Origin of the sequence: Klebsiella pneumoniae subsp. pneumoniae HS11286, assembly GCF_000240185.1 — a bacterium.
GTDB lineage: Bacteria > Pseudomonadota > Gammaproteobacteria > Enterobacterales > Enterobacteriaceae > Klebsiella > Klebsiella pneumoniae.
Genome location: NC_016845.1, coordinates 2,081,940 through 2,097,814 on the forward strand (window position 1 = coordinate 2,081,940; position 15,875 = coordinate 2,097,814).

A 15,875-nucleotide genomic window follows, 5' to 3' on the forward strand; every position below is an offset into this window, starting at 1 on the left:
AGGGCGGTTCGTCCCGGCGGAAATAACGCGCGTTCAGGACTGCAGAGGCAGTCGTTGTTCAATAATTCCGCCGCCGAGGCACACTTCCCCTAAATAGAACACTGCGGACTGGCCCGGGGTCACCGCCGCGACCGGCTCATCGAAGCGGACTTCGATACGGTCTTCATCCAGCGCGGTAACGGTGCAGGGGATATCGGTCTGGCGATAGCGGGTTTTCACCGTGCAGCGCAGGGTGCCCTGCAGCGGTTCACGGTTTACCCAGTGCAGCTGTTGGGCAATCAGACCGACGGACATCAGGCGCGGGTGGTCATGGCCCTGGGCGACGATAAGAATATTATTCTCAACGTCTTTATCGACCACGTACCATGGATCTTCGCTACCCTCTTTGGTGCCGCCGATACCCAGCCCTTTACGCTGGCCCAGGGTGTGGTACATCAGCCCCTGATGAGTACCGATCTCCTCGCCGTCGACGGTGAGGATTTTGCCCGGCTGCGCCGGCAGATAGCGGCCAAGGAAATCGCGGAATTTACGCTCGCCGATAAAGCAGATGCCGGTGGAATCTTTTTTCTTCGCGGTGATCAGATCCAGCTCTTCGGCGATCTTACGCACCTGCGGTTTTTCCAGCTCACCCACCGGGAACAGGCTCTGGGCAATCTGCTCGTGGCTAAGGGTGTAGAGGAAGTAGCTCTGATCTTTGTTGCCGTCGAGGCCGCGCAGCAGCTGGCTTTTACCGTCGACATCGGCGCGGCGCACATAGTGCCCGGTGGCGATGTAGTCGGCGCCGAGGTCTTCGGCAGCAAACTCGAGGAAGGCTTTAAATTTGATCTCTTTATTGCACAGAATATCCGGGTTCGGCGTGCGGCCGGCTTTGTACTCTTCCAGGAAGAGCTCAAAGACGTTATCCCAATATTCGGCGGCAAAGTTAACGGTGTGCAGTTCAATGCCCAGCTTATCGCAGACCGCTTGCGCATCGGCAAGGTCGGCGGCGGCGGTGCAGTATTCCTCGCCGTCGTCTTCCTCCCAGTTCTTCATGAACAGGCCTTCCACCTTATACCCTTGCTGCAGCAGCAGGTACGCGGAGACCGAGGAGTCGACGCCGCCGGACATGCCGACGATCACTTTTTTCTGGCTTTCTGACATGGAAATACTCGCTACATTGAACTTCGAGGCGGCGTATTCTAGCACGCGCTCACCGTTCATTCACCCCCTGTGAACGGCCAGTTAAATGCGCCAATCAGCGACAGCGGCTGCCGCGGGTCCTGCAGGTAGCAGCGAATGCTTTCGGCAACCAGCGGCGAGCGCAGGTTCGGCGCGTTAAGAATTTCCTCAGCACTGAGCCACAGGCAGCGATCGATATCGCTGTCGTGTGGTTCAGTGGCGCACAGATCGCTAAGTTCGATGGCGAACAGGAAGCGCAGAAACGGCGTGTTATCGGGAGCCAGCCACTGATGCATGCGGATGAAGTGCTGCGGCGTGGCGCGAATGCCGGTCTCTTCCCACAGTTCACGTTCGGCGGCCTGCAGCAGCGTTTCATTGGCCTCGAGATGGCCCGCCGGCTGGTTCCACAGCGCTTTGCCGTTAATGGTTTCTTCGACGATGAGAAATTTATCCTGGGCGTGAACCACGCAGGCAACGGTGACATGAGGTTTAAACATCGCTTTTCCTTTTCAGTTATTCGGCTTTGCGCCAGTCGCCGTTGGCCAGTCCGTCGAGGGTATAGCCGCCCATGGCGTAGCGGATCAGCCGCAGGGTGGGGAAGCCGACGTGGGCGGTCATCCGGCGCACCTGGCGGTTGCGTCCCTCGTAGAGCGTGATTTTCAACCAGCGGGTGGGAATCGATTTGCGCTCACGAATCGGCGGGTTGCGCGGCCACAGCCAGACGGGTTCCTCGACAAGTTCTACGCCGGCAGGCAGGGTGGGGCCGTCGTTAAGGGTGACGCCGTCGCGCAAGGCGGTCAGCGCCTCGGGCGTGGGTTCGCCTTCCACCTGAACATAGTAGATCTTGCCGGTGCGCTTACCCGGCTGGGTCAGCTTCGCCTGCAGCGCGCCGTCGTTGGTCAGCACCAGCAGGCCTTCGCTGTCGCGATCGAGCCGACCTGCGGCGTAGACGCCCGCCACCGGAATAAAATCTTTTAGCGTGCTGCGCCCGGCTTCATCGGTAAATTGCGGCAACACATCATAGGGTTTATTGAACAAGATCACAGTTTTTGGCTGGCGTTCTTTACGTTGTCTGGTGACTTGTTGTGTGCTGAATCGCTCAACGCGATGTTTTCTAAATGAAGTTTTCTGCATGGTATTTTCAGGCTTTATCAATTGCCGCATTATAGCCTAATTACGAATGCCTTTCATGGACGCAAACATTCAGGTAGTATTGACATGCTCATTACAAATTATTAACAAAAAATTGCTCAAACCGATTCGCACTACAGGCAGGAAGGCGACACGGACGCGATAGCTCCGGTTAGCGGGAAGACCCGGTACGCCGAAGCTGGCCGACTCAGCCAACACCAGGCTCGCGTGAAGAGGGAAGAGCAGAACCAGAAGCGCTCGAAGGAGAGGTTAATGGAAAGCAAAGTAGTAGTTCCGGCGGAAGGTCAAAAAATCACCCTGCAAAACGGCAAACTGAACGTCCCTCACAATCCGATTATCCCGTTCATTGAAGGTGACGGTATCGGCGTTGACGTTACCCCAGCGATGCTGAAAGTGGTTGATGCCGCCGTTGAGAAAGCCTATAAGGGCGAGCGTAAAATTTCCTGGATGGAAGTTTACACCGGTGAGAAATCAACCCACGTCTATGGCCAGGACGTCTGGCTGCCAGCTGAAACCCTCGATCTGATTCGTGACTACCGCGTTGCTATCAAAGGTCCTCTGACCACCCCAGTCGGCGGCGGCATTCGTTCTCTGAACGTGGCGCTGCGCCAGGAGCTGGATCTTTACGTCTGCCTGCGTCCGGTACGTTACTACCAGGGCACCCCGAGCCCGGTTAAACACCCGGAACTGACCGACATGGTTATCTTCCGTGAAAACTCAGAAGATATCTATGCGGGTATCGAGTGGAAAGCCGACTCTGCGGAAGCAGACAAAGTGATCAAATTCCTGCGCGATGAGATGGGCGTGAAGAAAATTCGCTTCCCGGAACATTGCGGCATCGGCATCAAGCCGTGCTCTGAAGAAGGCACCAAACGCCTGGTGCGCGCCGCGATTGAATACGCGATCACCAACGATCGTGATTCCGTCACTCTGGTGCACAAAGGCAACATCATGAAGTTCACCGAAGGCGCGTTCAAAGACTGGGGCTACCAGCTGGCTCGCGAAGAGTTCGGCGGCGAGCTGATCGACGGCGGTCCGTGGGTGAAAATCAAGAACCCGAACACCGGCAAAGAGATCGTGGTGAAAGACGTGATCGCCGATGCGTTCCTGCAGCAGATCCTGCTGCGTCCGGCGGAATACGACGTTATCGCCTGTATGAACCTGAACGGCGACTATATCTCTGACGCCCTGGCGGCGCAGGTTGGCGGTATCGGTATCGCCCCGGGCGCCAACATCGGTGACGAGTGCGCGCTGTTCGAAGCGACTCACGGTACTGCGCCGAAGTATGCCGGCCAGGACAAAGTGAACCCGGGCTCCATCATCCTGTCCGCAGAGATGATGCTGCGCCACATGCAGTGGTTCGAAGCCGCAGACCTGATCGTCAAAGGCATGGAAGGCGCTATCGCCGCCAAGACCGTGACCTATGACTTCGAACGTCTGATGGAAGGCGCTAAACTGCTGAAATGTAGCGAGTTTGGCGACGCGATTATCGCGAATATGTAATCCCGTTAGTGGATTAAGTAAAAGCGGGAGCCGATGGGCTCTCGTTTTTTTTCGCCTTCAGGCAATTATTCTGCCGGACGCTTGAAGCATTAGGCGATGGCGAATGTCCCGCAGCGCAACGTTCAACAAAGCTATATACCTCATGACAGGGAGAGATCCATTTGCCGTAAGAGCTCGCATGAAAACGGATTGCACGCCAGGCGTCATACTGATGGCCCGACCGGCTTAAACCGGGGCCGTTCGGCGAAAATGTGCTGTAGCCTAAACTCAGGCTATCCGCGCACTTTCAGATTAAACAGCCGGGACAGCGCCGCTCTGCCGCTATCCGTCACTTGTACTTCCCGATATCCCGGCGCGCGCGTTATCCATCCTTTTTGCAGGAACAGCGTCATTAGCGCCGAGCCGGCGTCGCCGCCCAGATGAAAACGTCTTTCGCTCCAGTCGAGACAGGGGCAGCAAGGCTTACGCCGTGGGCGGGCGTTAAACACTGCGCCAAGGCGTTCAAGCTGGGTTTTACCGGCTGACGTCAGGGCCAGGCCATCTGCCGCCAGCCATTTTTCCCTCAGCATAAATTCATAAATATTGACCGCCAGCTCGCCCGCCAGATGATCGTAGCAGGTCCGGGCGTAGCGAAGATTAACCGGCGTGCTGGGGAGAAGCGTCTTATGCGCTTGCATAGAGACGCCCATCAGGTTTTCCAGCAGCCCGGCAATATGCGAGCCCGCCAGGCGGTAATAGCGGTGGCGCCCCTGCGCGAGACACACCACCAGTCCGTTGCTGAGCAGCCGGGCAAGATGGCCGCTGGTGGTGGAGGCGGACACCTCGGCGACCGTACTGAGTTCGGTTGCCGTCCATGCGCGCCCGTCCATCAGCGCGCAGAGAATACTGACCCTTGACGAGTCAGAGAGGGCTGAGGCCACCATCGCCATAGCGGTTTCCAGCGCCTCCTCTGGCTCACTGTCTTGCTGCGGTTTCAGGAGATTCATTCAGAAAGTATGGCCCATTTTTTGGTCACTTCCGCTGCCCGGGCGTCATCATCGGTAAGGAGAATGAGCCGGTTACGGTGGTCGCTGTACTGTACCAGAATATTAATACCATTATGGGCCAGGGTGTCTGCGATGTCTCCCAGTTCCCCAGGACGTTCCTGAGGTAACTTTCGTATCAGAGGACGGCATACATTGCTGACCGTAAAGCCGGCCTCGGTCAGCACCCTGCGGGCTGTCTCACCGTCTTCCACCAGAAAATGCGCATGTCCGGCATCAGGCGTGGTGAATACGCCGCCGCCTTCGAGCCCCACGCCGTTGTTACCCAGCGCCATACCCATTGCGCCAAGCGAGCCCGGCGAGTTGCTGAGAATCACGTGAATGTCATACATCTGACTGTGCTCCCCGATCCGATGCGTAATCCCGGAACACGCGGGCTACGCGTATTCTGTAATATGAAAAAATCGATGCTTTGCCTTCGCGCTGGGCAGCCAGATGCCGCTCATTTTGCTGCCAGTTGGCCACCGAGGCTTCATCTTCCCACCAGGATAGCGAGAGGATTTTGCCGGGCGTACTCAGGCTCTGAAAGCGCTCAATGGCAATAAACCCCGGCGTGTCTGAAAGCAAAGGCGTCAGCCCGGCCGCCAGCTGAAGATATCTTTCCTGTGCTTGTGGTAAGGCGTCGGCCTCAAAAAGTACCGCAATCATAAGTCTGCTCCATGGTGAATTTCCCGGCAGTCTACTGACGGCCAGAGCAGGAAGCTTCGGTGTGCAGCGAAATATGCCTGGCAGGAGATCAACGATTGCAACGGAAATGCTTCCAGCGTTATTGCGATGGTGAATAAAAAAGAACGCCAGCCATGCGATACGGCAGCCTGAGCGCACAGGGCTGGCTGAGTTTTAGTGAAATCGCGATGTGGGGGGATAAACCCTGAGGGCTGCGGCTATCGATGAAAGCGATCGCCGACGGGCAGTACGGGCGGGAAAGTCGTTTTACTGACATGCAGAATATGAACCCGGAAACGCTCGCCCGGACTAGCGAAGCGCCGCCGGGCGATAATCGAAAGAGCACGTTGTCTGCCACCGGTCACGCCTTCAGGCTCCGTGCTCTCCTCGGGCCTTAGCCGGGAGACCTGCGTCTCGCCTACTGTGCATGGCGGCGCAGGGTGGAGGCGGGGTGGCGCCGCAGCGCCTCTTCGGGACGCACAGGGCGCCGCACCAGTTCGCCGCCGCAGTTCGGGCAATGTCCGTTCAGTCGCGTCGTCATGCAGTCCCGGCAAAAGGTGCACTCGAACGAACAGATAAACGCCTCGGGTGAGTCTGGCGGCAGATCTTTATCACAGCATTCGCAATTCGGACGTAACTCGAGCATCAACTTCTCCTCTGGTGAACGGCTATATCAGCGACGGCGGGCCAAAGCACGCTATGTTTATATCATGCCGCGATCGGTCCGCCGAGAATTTCCTTGCGCGGTAATCGCCTTCTCAGAGGGTCGCTTTCCCGGGCTGCATTCCCGGTACGAGGATCACTTTGCGGCACGCCTCTTCACGTTTCTCAAAGATCTGATAGCCGCGCGCGGCCTCCTCCAGCGGCATATGGTGAGTGACAATCTCCTCCGGGGTAAGCAGCCCTTGCTCAATAAGCGCCAGCAGATCCGGCAACCAGGCGTGGACGTGGGTTTGTCCCATCCTGAAGGTCAGTCCTTTATCAAAGGCATCGCCAAACATAAAGCCGTGGATGAAACCGGCGTAAACCCCGGGTACGCTGACGATGCCGCCGCGGCGCACGGCGGCGATGCACTGGCGCAGGGCTTTTCCGCTGCTCCCCTCGATTTTCAGGGTGCTGAGGACGGTTTCCGTAAGGCTACCTTTCGCCTCGAAGCCCACGGCGTCGATCACCGCGTCGACGCCGCGATGGCCCGGCGTGTTATCGATAATCCACTGCGCAGGATCGTCATGGTGGTCAAAGTTTATCGGGATCGCGCCATAGCGTTGTTGCGCGAAATCGAGTCGGTAATCGTTATGATCGATGATAAATATCTGTTCTGCGCCATTGAGCCTGGCGCAGGAGGCGCAGAGCAGGCCTACCGGGCCGGCGCCAAAAATAGCCACGCTACTGCCGGGTTTGACCTCGGCGTTTTTAACCGCCTGCCAGGCGGTGGGCAGAATATCTGACAGAAACAGCACCTTTTCATCGGGTAAGGTGTCTGGCACTTTAAACGGTCCGGTATTGGCTTTGGGGACCCGTACATATTCCGCCTGGCCGCCCGGGATCCCGCCGTACAAATCGCTATAGCCAAACAGCGCCGCCGGTGGCGAAATGCCTTTTCGATTGAGCGTCGCGCCCTGGCCGCTATTGGTGCTTTCGCAGGCGGCATACTGCTGCAAGCGACAAAAGAAGCAGTCTCCGCAGGCGATGACAAACGGGATAACCACCCGGTCGCCTTTGCGGACCGCGGTGACCTCGGAACCGGCTTCCACCACTTCCCCCATAAATTCATGGCCGAAAATATCACCATGGTGCGTGCCGGGGATCTTTCCGCGGTACAGATGCAGATCGGAACCGCAAATCGCTGTCGCGGTGACGCGCAGAATAATATCGTCCGCTGCCTCAAGAGCCGGGTCAGGCATGGTGTCGACGCTGACATGATGCGGGCCGTGATAAGTGAGTGCTTTCATAGAATATTCTCCTCGAGAGAAAGGTTGACAGCATGCGGTTCTTCGGCCTGGTGAACGGCTGCTATCGTCACCGATAAATCATCGTAAAAAATAAAGCGTAGAGTACTAATAATGGAACTGCGTGATATTCCAGGAGCTGAATATATTCCACGCTTCGCTTATTTCCCGGCTGGTCTGTTCGAGTTATTTGCCTATTGCCCTTATGTGTGCCAGTATTAATCGGGCATGATATTCGCTCCATTTTGTTTGCTAGCCGCTTCCCCAGCGGCTTTTTTTATCCGTAAAACCAGGAAAAATTCTGAATTTCCGTCTGGCAAAGGGCAATGCTGCCGCTTCGTTATATAACCCAACGGTAGTAATCCTCCGGTATAGATAATTATTTGCCGCAGAGGTGATCTGCATACATTATTTCCCTGAACACAGTGAGTTAGCGGCAAGGTGCCGTCTGGTTATTTTTGAGGTGTCTTGTAGAATTATTCCGAATTACTGCTAAAAGGTGTCGAAAAAACGGAATAATAATTTGACTAACCAGCATTATCCGCTAGATTTAAATATCGAACGACGAGTGATACGGAATATTTTCGTATCGTACTGACATAACCGATATACATGAGGTGAAATATGGCAGAGCATCGTGGTGGTTCCGGTAATTTTGCTGAAGACCGTGAAAAAGCTTCTGAAGCAGGTCGTAAAGGTGGTCAGCACAGCGGCGGGAACTTTAAAAATGATCCGCAGCGTGCGTCCGAAGCGGGTAAAAAAGGCGGACAGAATAGCCACGGCGGTGGCCGCAAGTCCGATAATTCCTGATTATCCTTTTCCTTGCACCCTGAAGTGAAAGTATCTCCTGCGAGTCTGTCACAGACTCGCAGTTATTTTCTGACTCCAGAAGGTATTTCTATGAATATGAAAAGCATTGAAGATGTATTTATTCACCTGCTCTCAGATACCTACAGCGCAGAGAAACAATTAACCCGCGGGCTGGCTAAACTAGCCAGAGCGGCGTCCAGTGAAAAACTCAGCGCGGCGTTCAATGCTCATCTTGAAGAAACCCAGGGCCAGATCGAACGTATCGACCAGATTATTGAACAGGAATCCAACCTGAAAATCAAACGCATGAAATGCGTGGCCATGGAAGGATTAATCGAAGAAGCTAATGAAGTCGTTGAGAGCACGGAAAAAAATGAGGTACGTGATGCTGCATTAATTGCCGCTGCGCAAAAGGTCGAGCATTACGAAATTGCCAGTTACGGTACTCTGGTCACCCTGGCAGAGCAGTTGGGCTATAAAAAAGCAGCCAAACTGCTTGCCGAAACCCTGGAAGAAGAAAAACAAACCGATGTGAAATTAACCGATCTGGCGGTAGGTAATATTAATATGAAAGCGGAAAAATAAACTCTCCCTGACACGAGGAAATCACGATGAATCACGTTGAACATTACCATGACTGGCTACGAGATGCGCATGCCATGGAAAAACAGGCAGAGTCCATGCTGGAATCAATGGCTGGCCGTATCGATAATTATCCGGATCTCCGTGCCAGAATCGAACAGCATGTTAACGAGACCAAACGGCAAATTACCGTGCTGGAAGAGATCCTCGACCGCAATGAGATTTCGCGCTCGGTGATTAAAGATTCGATGAGTAAAATGGCGGCTCTCGGCCAGTCCATCGGCGGGATGTTTCCTTCCGATGAAATCGTCAAAGGCTCGATCAGCGGGTACGTTTTCGAGCAGTTTGAAATCGCCTGCTATACCTCTCTGCTGGCGGCCGCTGAAAAAGCGGGCGATACCGCCTCCATCCCAGCCATTGAAGCCATCCTGGCGGAAGAGCGGGAAATGGCCGACTGGCTGATTAAACATATTCCTCAGACCACGGAGCAGTTTCTCCTGCGTTCAGATGCTGACGGCGTAGAAGCGAAAAAATAACCCAGGAGGCAGGCCTATGTTTCGTCATGTGAAACAACTGCAGTATACCGTACGCGTTGCTGAACCGAATCCGGGGCTCGCGAATTTACTGCTCGAACAGTTTGGCGGCCCTCAGGGCGAGCTGGCCGCCGCGTGTCGTTATTTCACCCAGGGATTAAGCGATGACGATCCCGGCCGCAAAGATATGCTGATGGATATCGCGACAGAGGAGTTGAGCCATCTGGAGATCATTGGCACTTTGGTCGGCATGCTGAATAAAGGCGCCAAAGGAGCCCTGGCGGAGGGCACCGAGAGCGAGGCGGAACTCTATCGTTCGCTCACCGCCAACGGCAATGACAGCCATATTACATCCCTGCTGTACGGCGGCGGTACCCCGCTGACCAACTCGGCGGGCGTGCCGTGGACGGCGGCCTACATTGATACTATCGGCGAACCCACCGCCGACCTGCGGTCGAATGTCGCGGCGGAGGCGAGGGCGAAGATCGTCTATGAACGCCTGATCAACGTGACCGACGATCCTGGCGTGAAAGACGCGCTGGCCTTCCTGATGACCCGCGAAGCGGCGCATCAGCTCTCTTTTGAGAAGGCCCTGCAGTCGATTCGCAACAACTATCCACCGGGCAAACTGCCGCCCATTAGCGAGTACGCTAACACCTACTACAATATGTCTGAAGGTGGAGAAGTACGCGGCAGCTGGAACAGTGACAAACACTTCGATTATGTCAAGGATCCACAGCCGGCCGTAGATGGCGGAGATGGCAGTGCTTCTGTCGGCCTGACGCCAGAGCAGGAAGCGCTGTGCAAAGCGATGCTGAAGCGAACGCAGTCTGACCCGCAGGGCGATCCTTTGACCGGCGCCGAACTCGGCGCCGGGAAGCAAAACACTTCATCATCAGCTAAGTGATGTTCGCATGAGCCCCGGCTGCGGCCGGGGCGATTCACAATGATGGGTGTGGAATATGTTTGAATTCGACGCGTTTCATCTGGCCCGATTGCAATTCGCCTTTACCGTATCCTTCCATATCCTCTTTCCGGCCATCACCATCGGCCTTGCCAGCTACCTTGTGGTGCTTGAGGGGATGTGGCTGCGAACCCGGGATAATGTCTGGCGTTCACTCTACAATTTCTGGCTGAAAATCTTTGCCGTCAATTTTGGCATGGGCGTAGTCTCCGGATTAGTCATGTCCTATCAGTTCGGCACCAACTGGAGCGGATTTTCCCAGTTCGCTGGCAGTATTACCGGCCCGCTGCTGCTGTACGAAGTGCTGACCGCCTTCTTCCTTGAAGCGGGATTCCTCGGGGTGATGCTGTTTGGCTGGAATAAAGTGCCGCCAGCGCTGCATTTTATTACCACCTGCATGGTGGCGCTTGGCACGTTGGTTTCTACCTTCTGGATCCTTGCCTCCAATAGCTGGATGCAGACGCCGCAGGGTTTTATCATCGAAAATGGCCATCTCATCCCGCAGGACTGGCTGGCGATTATCTTTAACCCCTCTTTTCCGTATCGCTTGTTCCATATGGCGATAGCCGCGTTTCTCAGCAGCGCCATGTTCGTCGGGGCCTCTGCCGCGTGGCATCTTCTGCGCGGCAACGACTCGCCGGCCATCCGCAAAATGCTGTCGATGGCGATGTGGATGGCGCTGCTGGTGGCGCCGATCCAGGCGGTGGTGGGGGATATGCATGGTCTTAACACCCTTGAGCATCAGCCGGCGAAGATCGCGGCCATCGAAGGGCACTGGGAAAATCGCCCCGGCGAGGCCACGCCGCTGCTGCTGTTTGGCCTGCCGGACATGGAGCAGGAGCGGACCCGCTATGGTCTGGAGATCCCCGCTCTCGGTAGCCTGATCCTTACCCACAGCCTGCATAAGCAGGTGCCGGCCCTGAAAGACTTCCCGAAAGAGGACCGACCCTATTCGCCCGCCGTCTTCTGGTCGTTTCGCATCATGGTCGGGATGGGCGTGTTGATGATCGCCTTAGGGATCTGCAGCGCCTGGCTGCGCTATCGGCGGCGGCTGTACCACTCGCGTCCCTTCCAGTGGTTTGCGCTCTGTATGGGGCCCGCCGGTCTTATTGCCCTGGTCGCCGGGTGGGTGACCACCGAGATGGGCCGCCAGCCGTGGGTGATATACGGGTTGTTGCGCACGCGGGATGCGGTGTCGTTGCACAGCACCCTGCAGATGGCCATCAGCCTGCTGGTATTTATCGTGGTTTACTGCGCCGTGTTTGGCGTGGGGTATTACTACATTTTCCGGCTTATCAAAAAGGGCCGCAGCCGGTGACGGAGCTGACCTCGCAAACCGCAGGCACCCCGGCGCGTCCGCTCTCAGCGGCTGAGCCGGTGCGTGATGAGGAGAACGCATCATGAGCATCGATATCTCGGTGATTTGGTTTGTCATCATTGTCTTCGCCACGCTGATGTATATCGTGATGGATGGTTTCGATTTAGGTATTGGGATGCTGTTCAGCGTGGTGCATGATGGCGAAGAGCGCGATGTGATGGTCAACAGCGTCGCCCCCGTCTGGGATGGTAACGAAACCTGGCTGGTGCTCGGCGGGGCAGGGCTGTTCGGCGCCTTTCCGCTGGCCTATGCGGTGATCACCGATGCGCTGGTTATCCCGCTGACGGCGATGCTCATCGGCCTGATTTTTCGCGGCGTGGCCTTTGAATTTCGTTTTAAAGCGGTTCCCTCGCATCGCATCTTCTGGGACTATGCCTTTGCCGGCGGCTCGCTGTTGGCGACCTTCAGCCAGGGGATTGTCGTCGGCGCGTTTATCAACGGCTTTGCGGTGGCTGACCGCCGCTTCGCCGGTTCGACGCTGGACTGGCTTACCCCTTTCAATCTGTTCTGCGGTCTGGGGCTGGTGGTGGCCTATCTGCTGCTGGGCACCACGTGGTTGATTATGAAAAGCGAAGGCGCGCTGCAGCAGCGGATGCGCGAGCTGACCCGCAAGGTACTGCTGGCGCTGATGGCGGTGATCGCGGTGGTCAGCGTCTGGACGCCGTTGGGCTGGCGCTACGTGGCGGAACGCTGGTTTACGCTGCCCAATTTCTTCTGGTTCGTGCCGGTGCCGATTCTGGTGTTGGCTCTGAGCCTGTGGATCTGGCGCCTGAGCGCGCGCCCCGCCAGCCATGCCCGCCCATTTATCCTGACGCTGGGCCTGATTTTCCTCGGCTTCAGCGGGCTGGGGATCAGCGTCTGGCCGAACATTATCCCACCGCATATCTCTCTGTGGGATGCCGCTGCGCCGCCGTCCAGCCAGGTATTTATGCTGCCGGGCGCGCTGCTCATTATCCCGGTGATCCTGATGTATACCGCCTGGAGCTACTACGTCTTTCGCGGCAAAGTCTCCGGCAGCGAGGGCTATCACTGAGCCTGATTCGCGCCGGCAGGTGAGGATTTGCCGGCGCGTCGCGCCGTCCGGTCAGGGATGACCGAGAGGGATGCGCACAAACCGGTGATCTGCTGCAACGACTCGGGCCGGGTGTTTATGCCTTCGGTGGCTTGATCTTAATAATAAATCGTTCGTTAACCCGGGTGATCCTCGCGCCAATATCGCCAAACTCGGTGGCGATTTTAAAAAAATCGTCCGCGGCGACATCAAAATCGAGCTCAATCTTCGGGTGTTGTCCTGTCGCCAGTAATTCATAGAAATGGTCAAGGCTGCGGGCTTTTTCGCTAGGCATCTTATTTCTCCATGGTAAACCAATCTGCAGGGGTTTTATTGCTTACGGCGCTTTTACGGATTATTCAGCAGGATGACAAACGTGCCTGATATAAAATTATGCAATGACAGTAAGAATGAGGTAGGGCGAGGTTATTCCGTGTTGTTAAACCGCGTGGCGACGCGTTGTCCGCCATACCATGACGGCAGAGACGACCCTGCGGCGCCGGTTGATGATAGACATTTTTTGATGACAAATTAATGACAATAAAATGAATCTGTCCGGGCTCGGGATGGCATCGTGCTAAATAATTTTATTCTGTGGCTGTTAAGGTGGTTGTTAACTACTTTATGGTGATGGAGCGTCTTTTTTAGGGCCAACGGCGAGGGAACAACGATGCAATTACTTGATTTATTCGCAGGCTTATTATGGTTAAGCAGCGTTATCTTCCTGCTGTTTGTTCTTGATGTGATCATCACCCGTTATCTTTATCGTAAATAATCGACAACGACAGCGGCGTTGGGCATAGGGGACGGCGTCGGAGGATGATAATATAACCCGCGGACTGATTCAGAAAGGAATGCGCGGTGGCCGGGAGAATTGATTACGATATTGAAAAATACCAGTTTACCGAAGCCGGTGAGACGCCACGGCTCCGGGAGCAGTGGCGCGAAGTATACCTGGAGTGTCGTCAGCTGCGGGCCGGGGCAGAGGAGCGCCTGCGCATTGCGTTACTGAACGTCGACTATGTCACCAGCTTCGAGCTGCCTTTTCGCCTGCTGCTGGTGCGCGCGCCGCAGCTAATCGCCGATGTTCGCGAGACGTTGCAGCTTAGCCGTAAAGCCGCCGTTTTCAACGGCAAACGTTACGGCTGCGTCTATAGTTTGAAACAGGATTTACAGGCTGTCCCGGAAGCCTTTCATTACCGCCTGGCAAACCGCATTCGTCGCGTCGATGCAACGGGGCTGACGGCGGCCCCGTACCAGCAGATTGCCCGGGAGATAAAGCCGGCCCGGGAGCGGCTCCGCCAGGCGCTGAACGCCGGCCTGCCGGTCACCGCTCTCGACGCCCTGTTCTGGTTCGGCAGTCAGCGAGTGGCGGCGGACATCGCGCAGTTGCGCCGGTCCGGTATGGCGATTGTCACGACGGAGGTGGAGGTCAGCGACAATTTGTTCAATACCACCCGACGAGTGCCCGTTTACCGCCTGGCCAGCGAGTGAGTCGGCAACCTTTCGCCCAGCCGTTGCCTCTGCAGACAGTTGACCATTGCCCCGTCGAACCAGACGCACAGCCCTCTGGCGACAGGCCGCGGGGCCGGTTCCAGCCATGCGCTGGCGATGAGCATGAGGAGCATTAGCGCCAGTGGAACCATGTATTTTCTTTTCACTGCCCTTTATCCGCTGCGCCTGTTCTGCCAGCAAGGTAGCGGTAAAGTATGACGTTTCGTTGACCGGGGCAGCGTTTTTATTATCGGCAAGCGGTTGCGTTGGGCCAGAGATTATTCATCTTTTGGCATACGAGAGGACGAAAACTGGCGGCTTGTATTTTTGATTTTTATTACACCACGCTTTTTTTTGCCGCCGGGGAAAAGCGTAATGTGGCTACGACTGGATGCGGCTCGTCATGTAACTGGCTGGTTTGAAACAATATTTTAATTGTTGTCTAAACGCATGCGACAGCGGTGGCTAATTTATATTAATTCACTTTACCGATCAATAAATTATATGTTGATAGTTTTTAGCTATCGAATGTTTCTTATCGATCATTTTAAACTATTTTTGTTGGCGGGAAATATATGACATGCTTTAACCCTTTCTTATTTTTGGTATTTTTTAAATGGTTGAAGAAAACGCGAAAAATACCTCCTATCGCTTCGTACTGGAGCCCGCTATTAGCGATGATGGCAGCTGCCACTCGTGGGAATTGCTCACTAAAGATATTATAGCACCCGCACGAAATAACGCCTCAGCGCCCGCGTTTTCTTTCTCCACGCTTACCGAAAGCGATAAGCTTGCACTATTTACCCGACAAATCGAGTTGCTTTCCGTATTTGATTTTTCCCTGGTCGATAATAAGCCGATCTCGCTCAATATCGATGATTTATTAAGCCATTTTATTCTGACGGACCGCTATCTCTGCGATTTTCTGCGCTCGTGTAAGCATATTGCTTTGGAGATAAATGAGAATTTTCATGAGTTTATCGCCGGCCGCGAGCTGACGGCGCTAAGCACGCTGGCGGCGCTTTGTCCGGTCTGGCTGGATGATTTTGGTCGCGGGCGAACCTCCTTCCCGCTGCTGGAGAGATTCCGCTTCGATTGCGTCAAAGTGGATAAGGATTACTTCTGGGATAAAGAAAACGACCCCGCTTTGCCCGGTCTGTTGCAGTCTATTCATACCCTGACCGGCCATGTGATCGTTGAGGGTATCGAAACCGAAAAGCAAAAACGGTTAATCACTTCTGCCGGGGACATCATAGGTCAGGGCCGCTACTGGAAGGAAGAATATATTTTTCTTTGCGGTTGAGGGTCGACCGGGGGCTGGTTTCGGTTACCTGCTATTCTTTTATTATCCAGTTTTAAATACCCCCTTTGCTACAGATAGTCTTTATTAGCGCAGTGATAAGCGCCTCTCTTTTTTATGAAGGATCATTCCCTGTAAATACCCCCATGCGTAACGCCCCGATCGCCATTTCGACGTAAGCCAGGAGCTGACCTCTGAGCTGCGCGAGCTGGTGAAAAAAGATCTCGCCGCTGCGATCAATTAATCCTGCCTGCGCCATCCGCTCAGGATCGCGCGGCATGGAAAAATGCCG

At 55.3% G+C, this 15,875-nt stretch carries 22 protein-coding genes; 10 read left to right on the forward strand and 12 right to left on the reverse strand.

Annotation, left to right across the window (positions count from 1 at the left end):
• Window positions 1-33: 33 nt before the first annotated feature.
• The 3 genes from KPHS_20180 to KPHS_20200 are packed head-to-tail and all read right to left on the reverse strand — an operon-like array spanning window position 34 to window position 2,322.
• Entirely contained in the window at window positions 34-1,140 is a 1,107-nt protein-coding gene (locus tag KPHS_20180; RefSeq protein ID YP_005226318.1) for a tRNA (5-methyl aminomethyl-2-thiouridylate)-methyltransferase, read from the reverse strand.
• 56 nt (window positions 1,141-1,196) lie between these two features.
• Window positions 1,197-1,655, reverse strand: coding sequence for a putative Nudix hydrolase (locus tag KPHS_20190; RefSeq protein ID YP_005226319.1), 459 nt, complete (start codon window positions 1,653-1,655; stop codon window positions 1,197-1,199).
• Between the two features lie 16 nt (window positions 1,656-1,671).
• Window positions 1,672-2,322, reverse strand: a complete 651-nt coding sequence (locus KPHS_20200; protein YP_005226320.1) for a pseudouridine synthase — start codon at window positions 2,320-2,322, stop codon at window positions 1,672-1,674.
• A gap of 240 nt (window positions 2,323-2,562) precedes the next feature.
• Between KPHS_20200 and KPHS_20210 the strand changes: the two genes are divergently transcribed.
• Window positions 2,563-3,813 (forward strand): isocitrate dehydrogenase, encoded by a 1,251-nt coding sequence (locus KPHS_20210; protein ID YP_005226321.1) that lies wholly within the window; start codon window positions 2,563-2,565, stop codon window positions 3,811-3,813.
• Window positions 3,814-4,085: 272 nt separating this feature from the next.
• On the opposite strand, the gene KPHS_20220 is transcribed toward KPHS_20210, so the two are convergent.
• The 7 genes from KPHS_20220 to KPHS_20280 form a co-directional block, all read right to left on the reverse strand.
• Entirely contained in the window at window positions 4,086-4,799 is a 714-nt protein-coding gene (locus tag KPHS_20220) for an ArsR family transcriptional regulator (protein ID YP_005226322.1), read from the reverse strand.
• Window positions 4,796-5,188: an amino acid-binding protein gene (locus KPHS_20230; RefSeq protein YP_005226323.1), complete on the reverse strand. Its 393-nt coding sequence runs from the start codon at window positions 5,186-5,188 to the stop codon at window positions 4,796-4,798. The genes KPHS_20220 and KPHS_20230 overlap by 4 nt, the downstream gene beginning before the upstream one ends.
• Window positions 5,181-5,504, reverse strand: coding sequence for an antibiotic biosynthesis monooxygenase (locus KPHS_20240; protein YP_005226324.1), 324 nt, complete (start codon window positions 5,502-5,504; stop codon window positions 5,181-5,183). The genes KPHS_20230 and KPHS_20240 overlap by 8 nt, the downstream gene beginning before the upstream one ends.
• A gap of 118 nt (window positions 5,505-5,622) precedes the next feature.
• The gene (locus KPHS_20250) at window positions 5,623-5,799 is read right to left on the reverse strand and encodes a hypothetical protein (RefSeq protein ID YP_005226325.1); all 177 of its coding nucleotides are present in this window, start codon (window positions 5,797-5,799) and stop codon (window positions 5,623-5,625) included.
• 141 nt (window positions 5,800-5,940) lie between these two features.
• A complete protein-coding gene (locus KPHS_20260; protein ID YP_005226326.1) occupies window positions 5,941-6,063 on the reverse strand; it encodes a DUF1272 domain-containing protein in 123 nt (40 codons plus the stop codon).
• Window positions 6,064-6,280: 217 nt separating this feature from the next.
• On the reverse strand, window positions 6,281-7,474 hold the full coding sequence (locus KPHS_20270; protein ID YP_005226327.1) for a putative oxidoreductase: 1,194 nt from the start codon (window positions 7,472-7,474) through the stop codon (window positions 6,281-6,283).
• A gap of 249 nt (window positions 7,475-7,723) precedes the next feature.
• Window positions 7,724-7,876 (reverse strand): hypothetical protein, encoded by a 153-nt coding sequence (locus KPHS_20280; RefSeq protein YP_005226328.1) that lies wholly within the window; start codon window positions 7,874-7,876, stop codon window positions 7,724-7,726.
• Between the two features lie 232 nt (window positions 7,877-8,108).
• Between KPHS_20280 and KPHS_20290 the strand changes: the two genes are divergently transcribed.
• The 6 genes from KPHS_20290 (at window position 8,109) to KPHS_20340 (ending at window position 12,771) form a co-directional block, all read left to right on the forward strand.
• Complete coding sequence (locus KPHS_20290) at window positions 8,109-8,309, forward strand: hypothetical protein (protein YP_005226329.1); 201 nt, start codon at window positions 8,109-8,111, stop codon at window positions 8,307-8,309.
• 62 nt (window positions 8,310-8,371) lie between these two features.
• On the forward strand, window positions 8,372-8,866 hold the full coding sequence (locus KPHS_20300; protein ID YP_005226330.1) for a putative structural protein: 495 nt from the start codon (window positions 8,372-8,374) through the stop codon (window positions 8,864-8,866).
• Between the two features lie 26 nt (window positions 8,867-8,892).
• The gene (locus tag KPHS_20310; RefSeq protein ID YP_005226331.1) at window positions 8,893-9,399 is read left to right on the forward strand and encodes a ferritin-like domain-containing protein; all 507 of its coding nucleotides are present in this window, start codon (window positions 8,893-8,895) and stop codon (window positions 9,397-9,399) included.
• A 16-nt stretch (window positions 9,400-9,415) separates the two neighbouring features.
• Complete coding sequence (locus KPHS_20320) at window positions 9,416-10,303, forward strand: manganese catalase family protein (RefSeq protein ID YP_005226332.1); 888 nt, start codon at window positions 9,416-9,418, stop codon at window positions 10,301-10,303.
• Window positions 10,304-10,358: 55 nt separating this feature from the next.
• Window positions 10,359-11,678, forward strand: a complete 1,320-nt coding sequence (locus tag KPHS_20330) for a cytochrome oxidase bd-II subunit I (protein ID YP_005226333.1) — start codon at window positions 10,359-10,361, stop codon at window positions 11,676-11,678.
• A gap of 82 nt (window positions 11,679-11,760) precedes the next feature.
• Window positions 11,761-12,771 carry a cyanide-insensitive oxidase CioB gene (locus KPHS_20340; protein YP_005226334.1) on the forward strand — a complete coding sequence of 337 codons (1,011 nt, stop codon included), beginning with the start codon at window positions 11,761-11,763 and terminating at the stop codon, window positions 12,769-12,771.
• Between the two features lie 115 nt (window positions 12,772-12,886).
• Here KPHS_20340 and KPHS_20350 read toward each other — a convergent pair whose 3' ends face one another.
• Complete coding sequence (locus KPHS_20350) at window positions 12,887-13,084, reverse strand: hypothetical protein (protein YP_005226335.1); 198 nt, start codon at window positions 13,082-13,084, stop codon at window positions 12,887-12,889.
• A gap of 566 nt (window positions 13,085-13,650) precedes the next feature.
• Between KPHS_20350 and KPHS_20360 the strand changes: the two genes are divergently transcribed.
• From KPHS_20360 to KPHS_20380, 3 genes are all read left to right on the forward strand, one after another.
• Window positions 13,651-14,283 carry a DNA-binding protein gene (locus KPHS_20360; RefSeq protein YP_005226336.1) on the forward strand — a complete coding sequence of 211 codons (633 nt, stop codon included), beginning with the start codon at window positions 13,651-13,653 and terminating at the stop codon, window positions 14,281-14,283.
• A gap of 39 nt (window positions 14,284-14,322) precedes the next feature.
• Window positions 14,323-14,502 carry a hypothetical protein gene (locus tag KPHS_20370; protein ID YP_005226337.1) on the forward strand — a complete coding sequence of 60 codons (180 nt, stop codon included), beginning with the start codon at window positions 14,323-14,325 and terminating at the stop codon, window positions 14,500-14,502.
• 397 nt (window positions 14,503-14,899) lie between these two features.
• Window positions 14,900-15,586 carry an EAL domain-containing protein gene (locus tag KPHS_20380; protein YP_005226338.1) on the forward strand — a complete coding sequence of 229 codons (687 nt, stop codon included), beginning with the start codon at window positions 14,900-14,902 and terminating at the stop codon, window positions 15,584-15,586.
• A gap of 112 nt (window positions 15,587-15,698) precedes the next feature.
• Here KPHS_20380 and KPHS_20390 read toward each other — a convergent pair whose 3' ends face one another.
• Entirely contained in the window at window positions 15,699-15,863 is a 165-nt protein-coding gene (locus KPHS_20390) for a hypothetical protein (protein YP_005226339.1), read from the reverse strand.
• Window positions 15,864-15,875: the final 12 nt, after the last annotated feature.

Excerpts from the sequence above, each read along its gene's own strand:
- KPHS_20280 (YP_005226328.1), bottom strand. The coding sequence starts at position 7,876 with ATGCAGATCACCTCTGCGGCAAATAATTATCTATACCGGAGGATTACT.
- KPHS_20260 (YP_005226326.1), bottom strand. The coding sequence starts at position 6,063 with ATGACGACGCGACTGAACGGACATTGCCCGAACTGCGGCGGCGAACTG.
- KPHS_20340 (YP_005226334.1), top strand. The coding sequence starts at position 11,761 with ATGAGCATCGATATCTCGGTGATTTGGTTTGTCATCATTGTCTTCGCC.
- KPHS_20200 (YP_005226320.1), bottom strand. The coding sequence starts at position 2,322 with ATGCGGCAATTGATAAAGCCTGAAAATACCATGCAGAAAACTTCATTT.
- KPHS_20300 (YP_005226330.1), top strand. The coding sequence starts at position 8,372 with ATGAATATGAAAAGCATTGAAGATGTATTTATTCACCTGCTCTCAGAT.
- KPHS_20350 (YP_005226335.1), bottom strand. The coding sequence starts at position 13,084 with ATGCCTAGCGAAAAAGCCCGCAGCCTTGACCATTTCTATGAATTACTG.
- KPHS_20230 (YP_005226323.1), bottom strand. The coding sequence starts at position 5,188 with ATGTATGACATTCACGTGATTCTCAGCAACTCGCCGGGCTCGCTTGGC.
- KPHS_20250 (YP_005226325.1), bottom strand. The coding sequence starts at position 5,799 with ATGTCAGTAAAACGACTTTCCCGCCCGTACTGCCCGTCGGCGATCGCT.
- KPHS_20240 (YP_005226324.1), bottom strand. The coding sequence starts at position 5,504 with ATGATTGCGGTACTTTTTGAGGCCGACGCCTTACCACAAGCACAGGAA.
- KPHS_20320 (YP_005226332.1), top strand. The coding sequence starts at position 9,416 with ATGTTTCGTCATGTGAAACAACTGCAGTATACCGTACGCGTTGCTGAA.
- KPHS_20180 (YP_005226318.1), bottom strand. The coding sequence starts at position 1,140 with ATGTCAGAAAGCCAGAAAAAAGTGATCGTCGGCATGTCCGGCGGCGTC.
- KPHS_20190 (YP_005226319.1), bottom strand. The coding sequence starts at position 1,655 with ATGTTTAAACCTCATGTCACCGTTGCCTGCGTGGTTCACGCCCAGGAT.
- KPHS_20330 (YP_005226333.1), top strand. The coding sequence starts at position 10,359 with ATGTTTGAATTCGACGCGTTTCATCTGGCCCGATTGCAATTCGCCTTT.
- KPHS_20220 (YP_005226322.1), bottom strand. The coding sequence starts at position 4,799 with ATGAATCTCCTGAAACCGCAGCAAGACAGTGAGCCAGAGGAGGCGCTG.
- KPHS_20310 (YP_005226331.1), top strand. The coding sequence starts at position 8,893 with ATGAATCACGTTGAACATTACCATGACTGGCTACGAGATGCGCATGCC.
- KPHS_20390 (YP_005226339.1), bottom strand. The coding sequence starts at position 15,863 with ATGCCGCGCGATCCTGAGCGGATGGCGCAGGCAGGATTAATTGATCGC.
- KPHS_20380 (YP_005226338.1), top strand. The coding sequence starts at position 14,900 with ATGGTTGAAGAAAACGCGAAAAATACCTCCTATCGCTTCGTACTGGAG.
- KPHS_20270 (YP_005226327.1), bottom strand. The coding sequence starts at position 7,474 with ATGAAAGCACTCACTTATCACGGCCCGCATCATGTCAGCGTCGACACC.
- KPHS_20210 (YP_005226321.1), top strand. The coding sequence starts at position 2,563 with ATGGAAAGCAAAGTAGTAGTTCCGGCGGAAGGTCAAAAAATCACCCTG.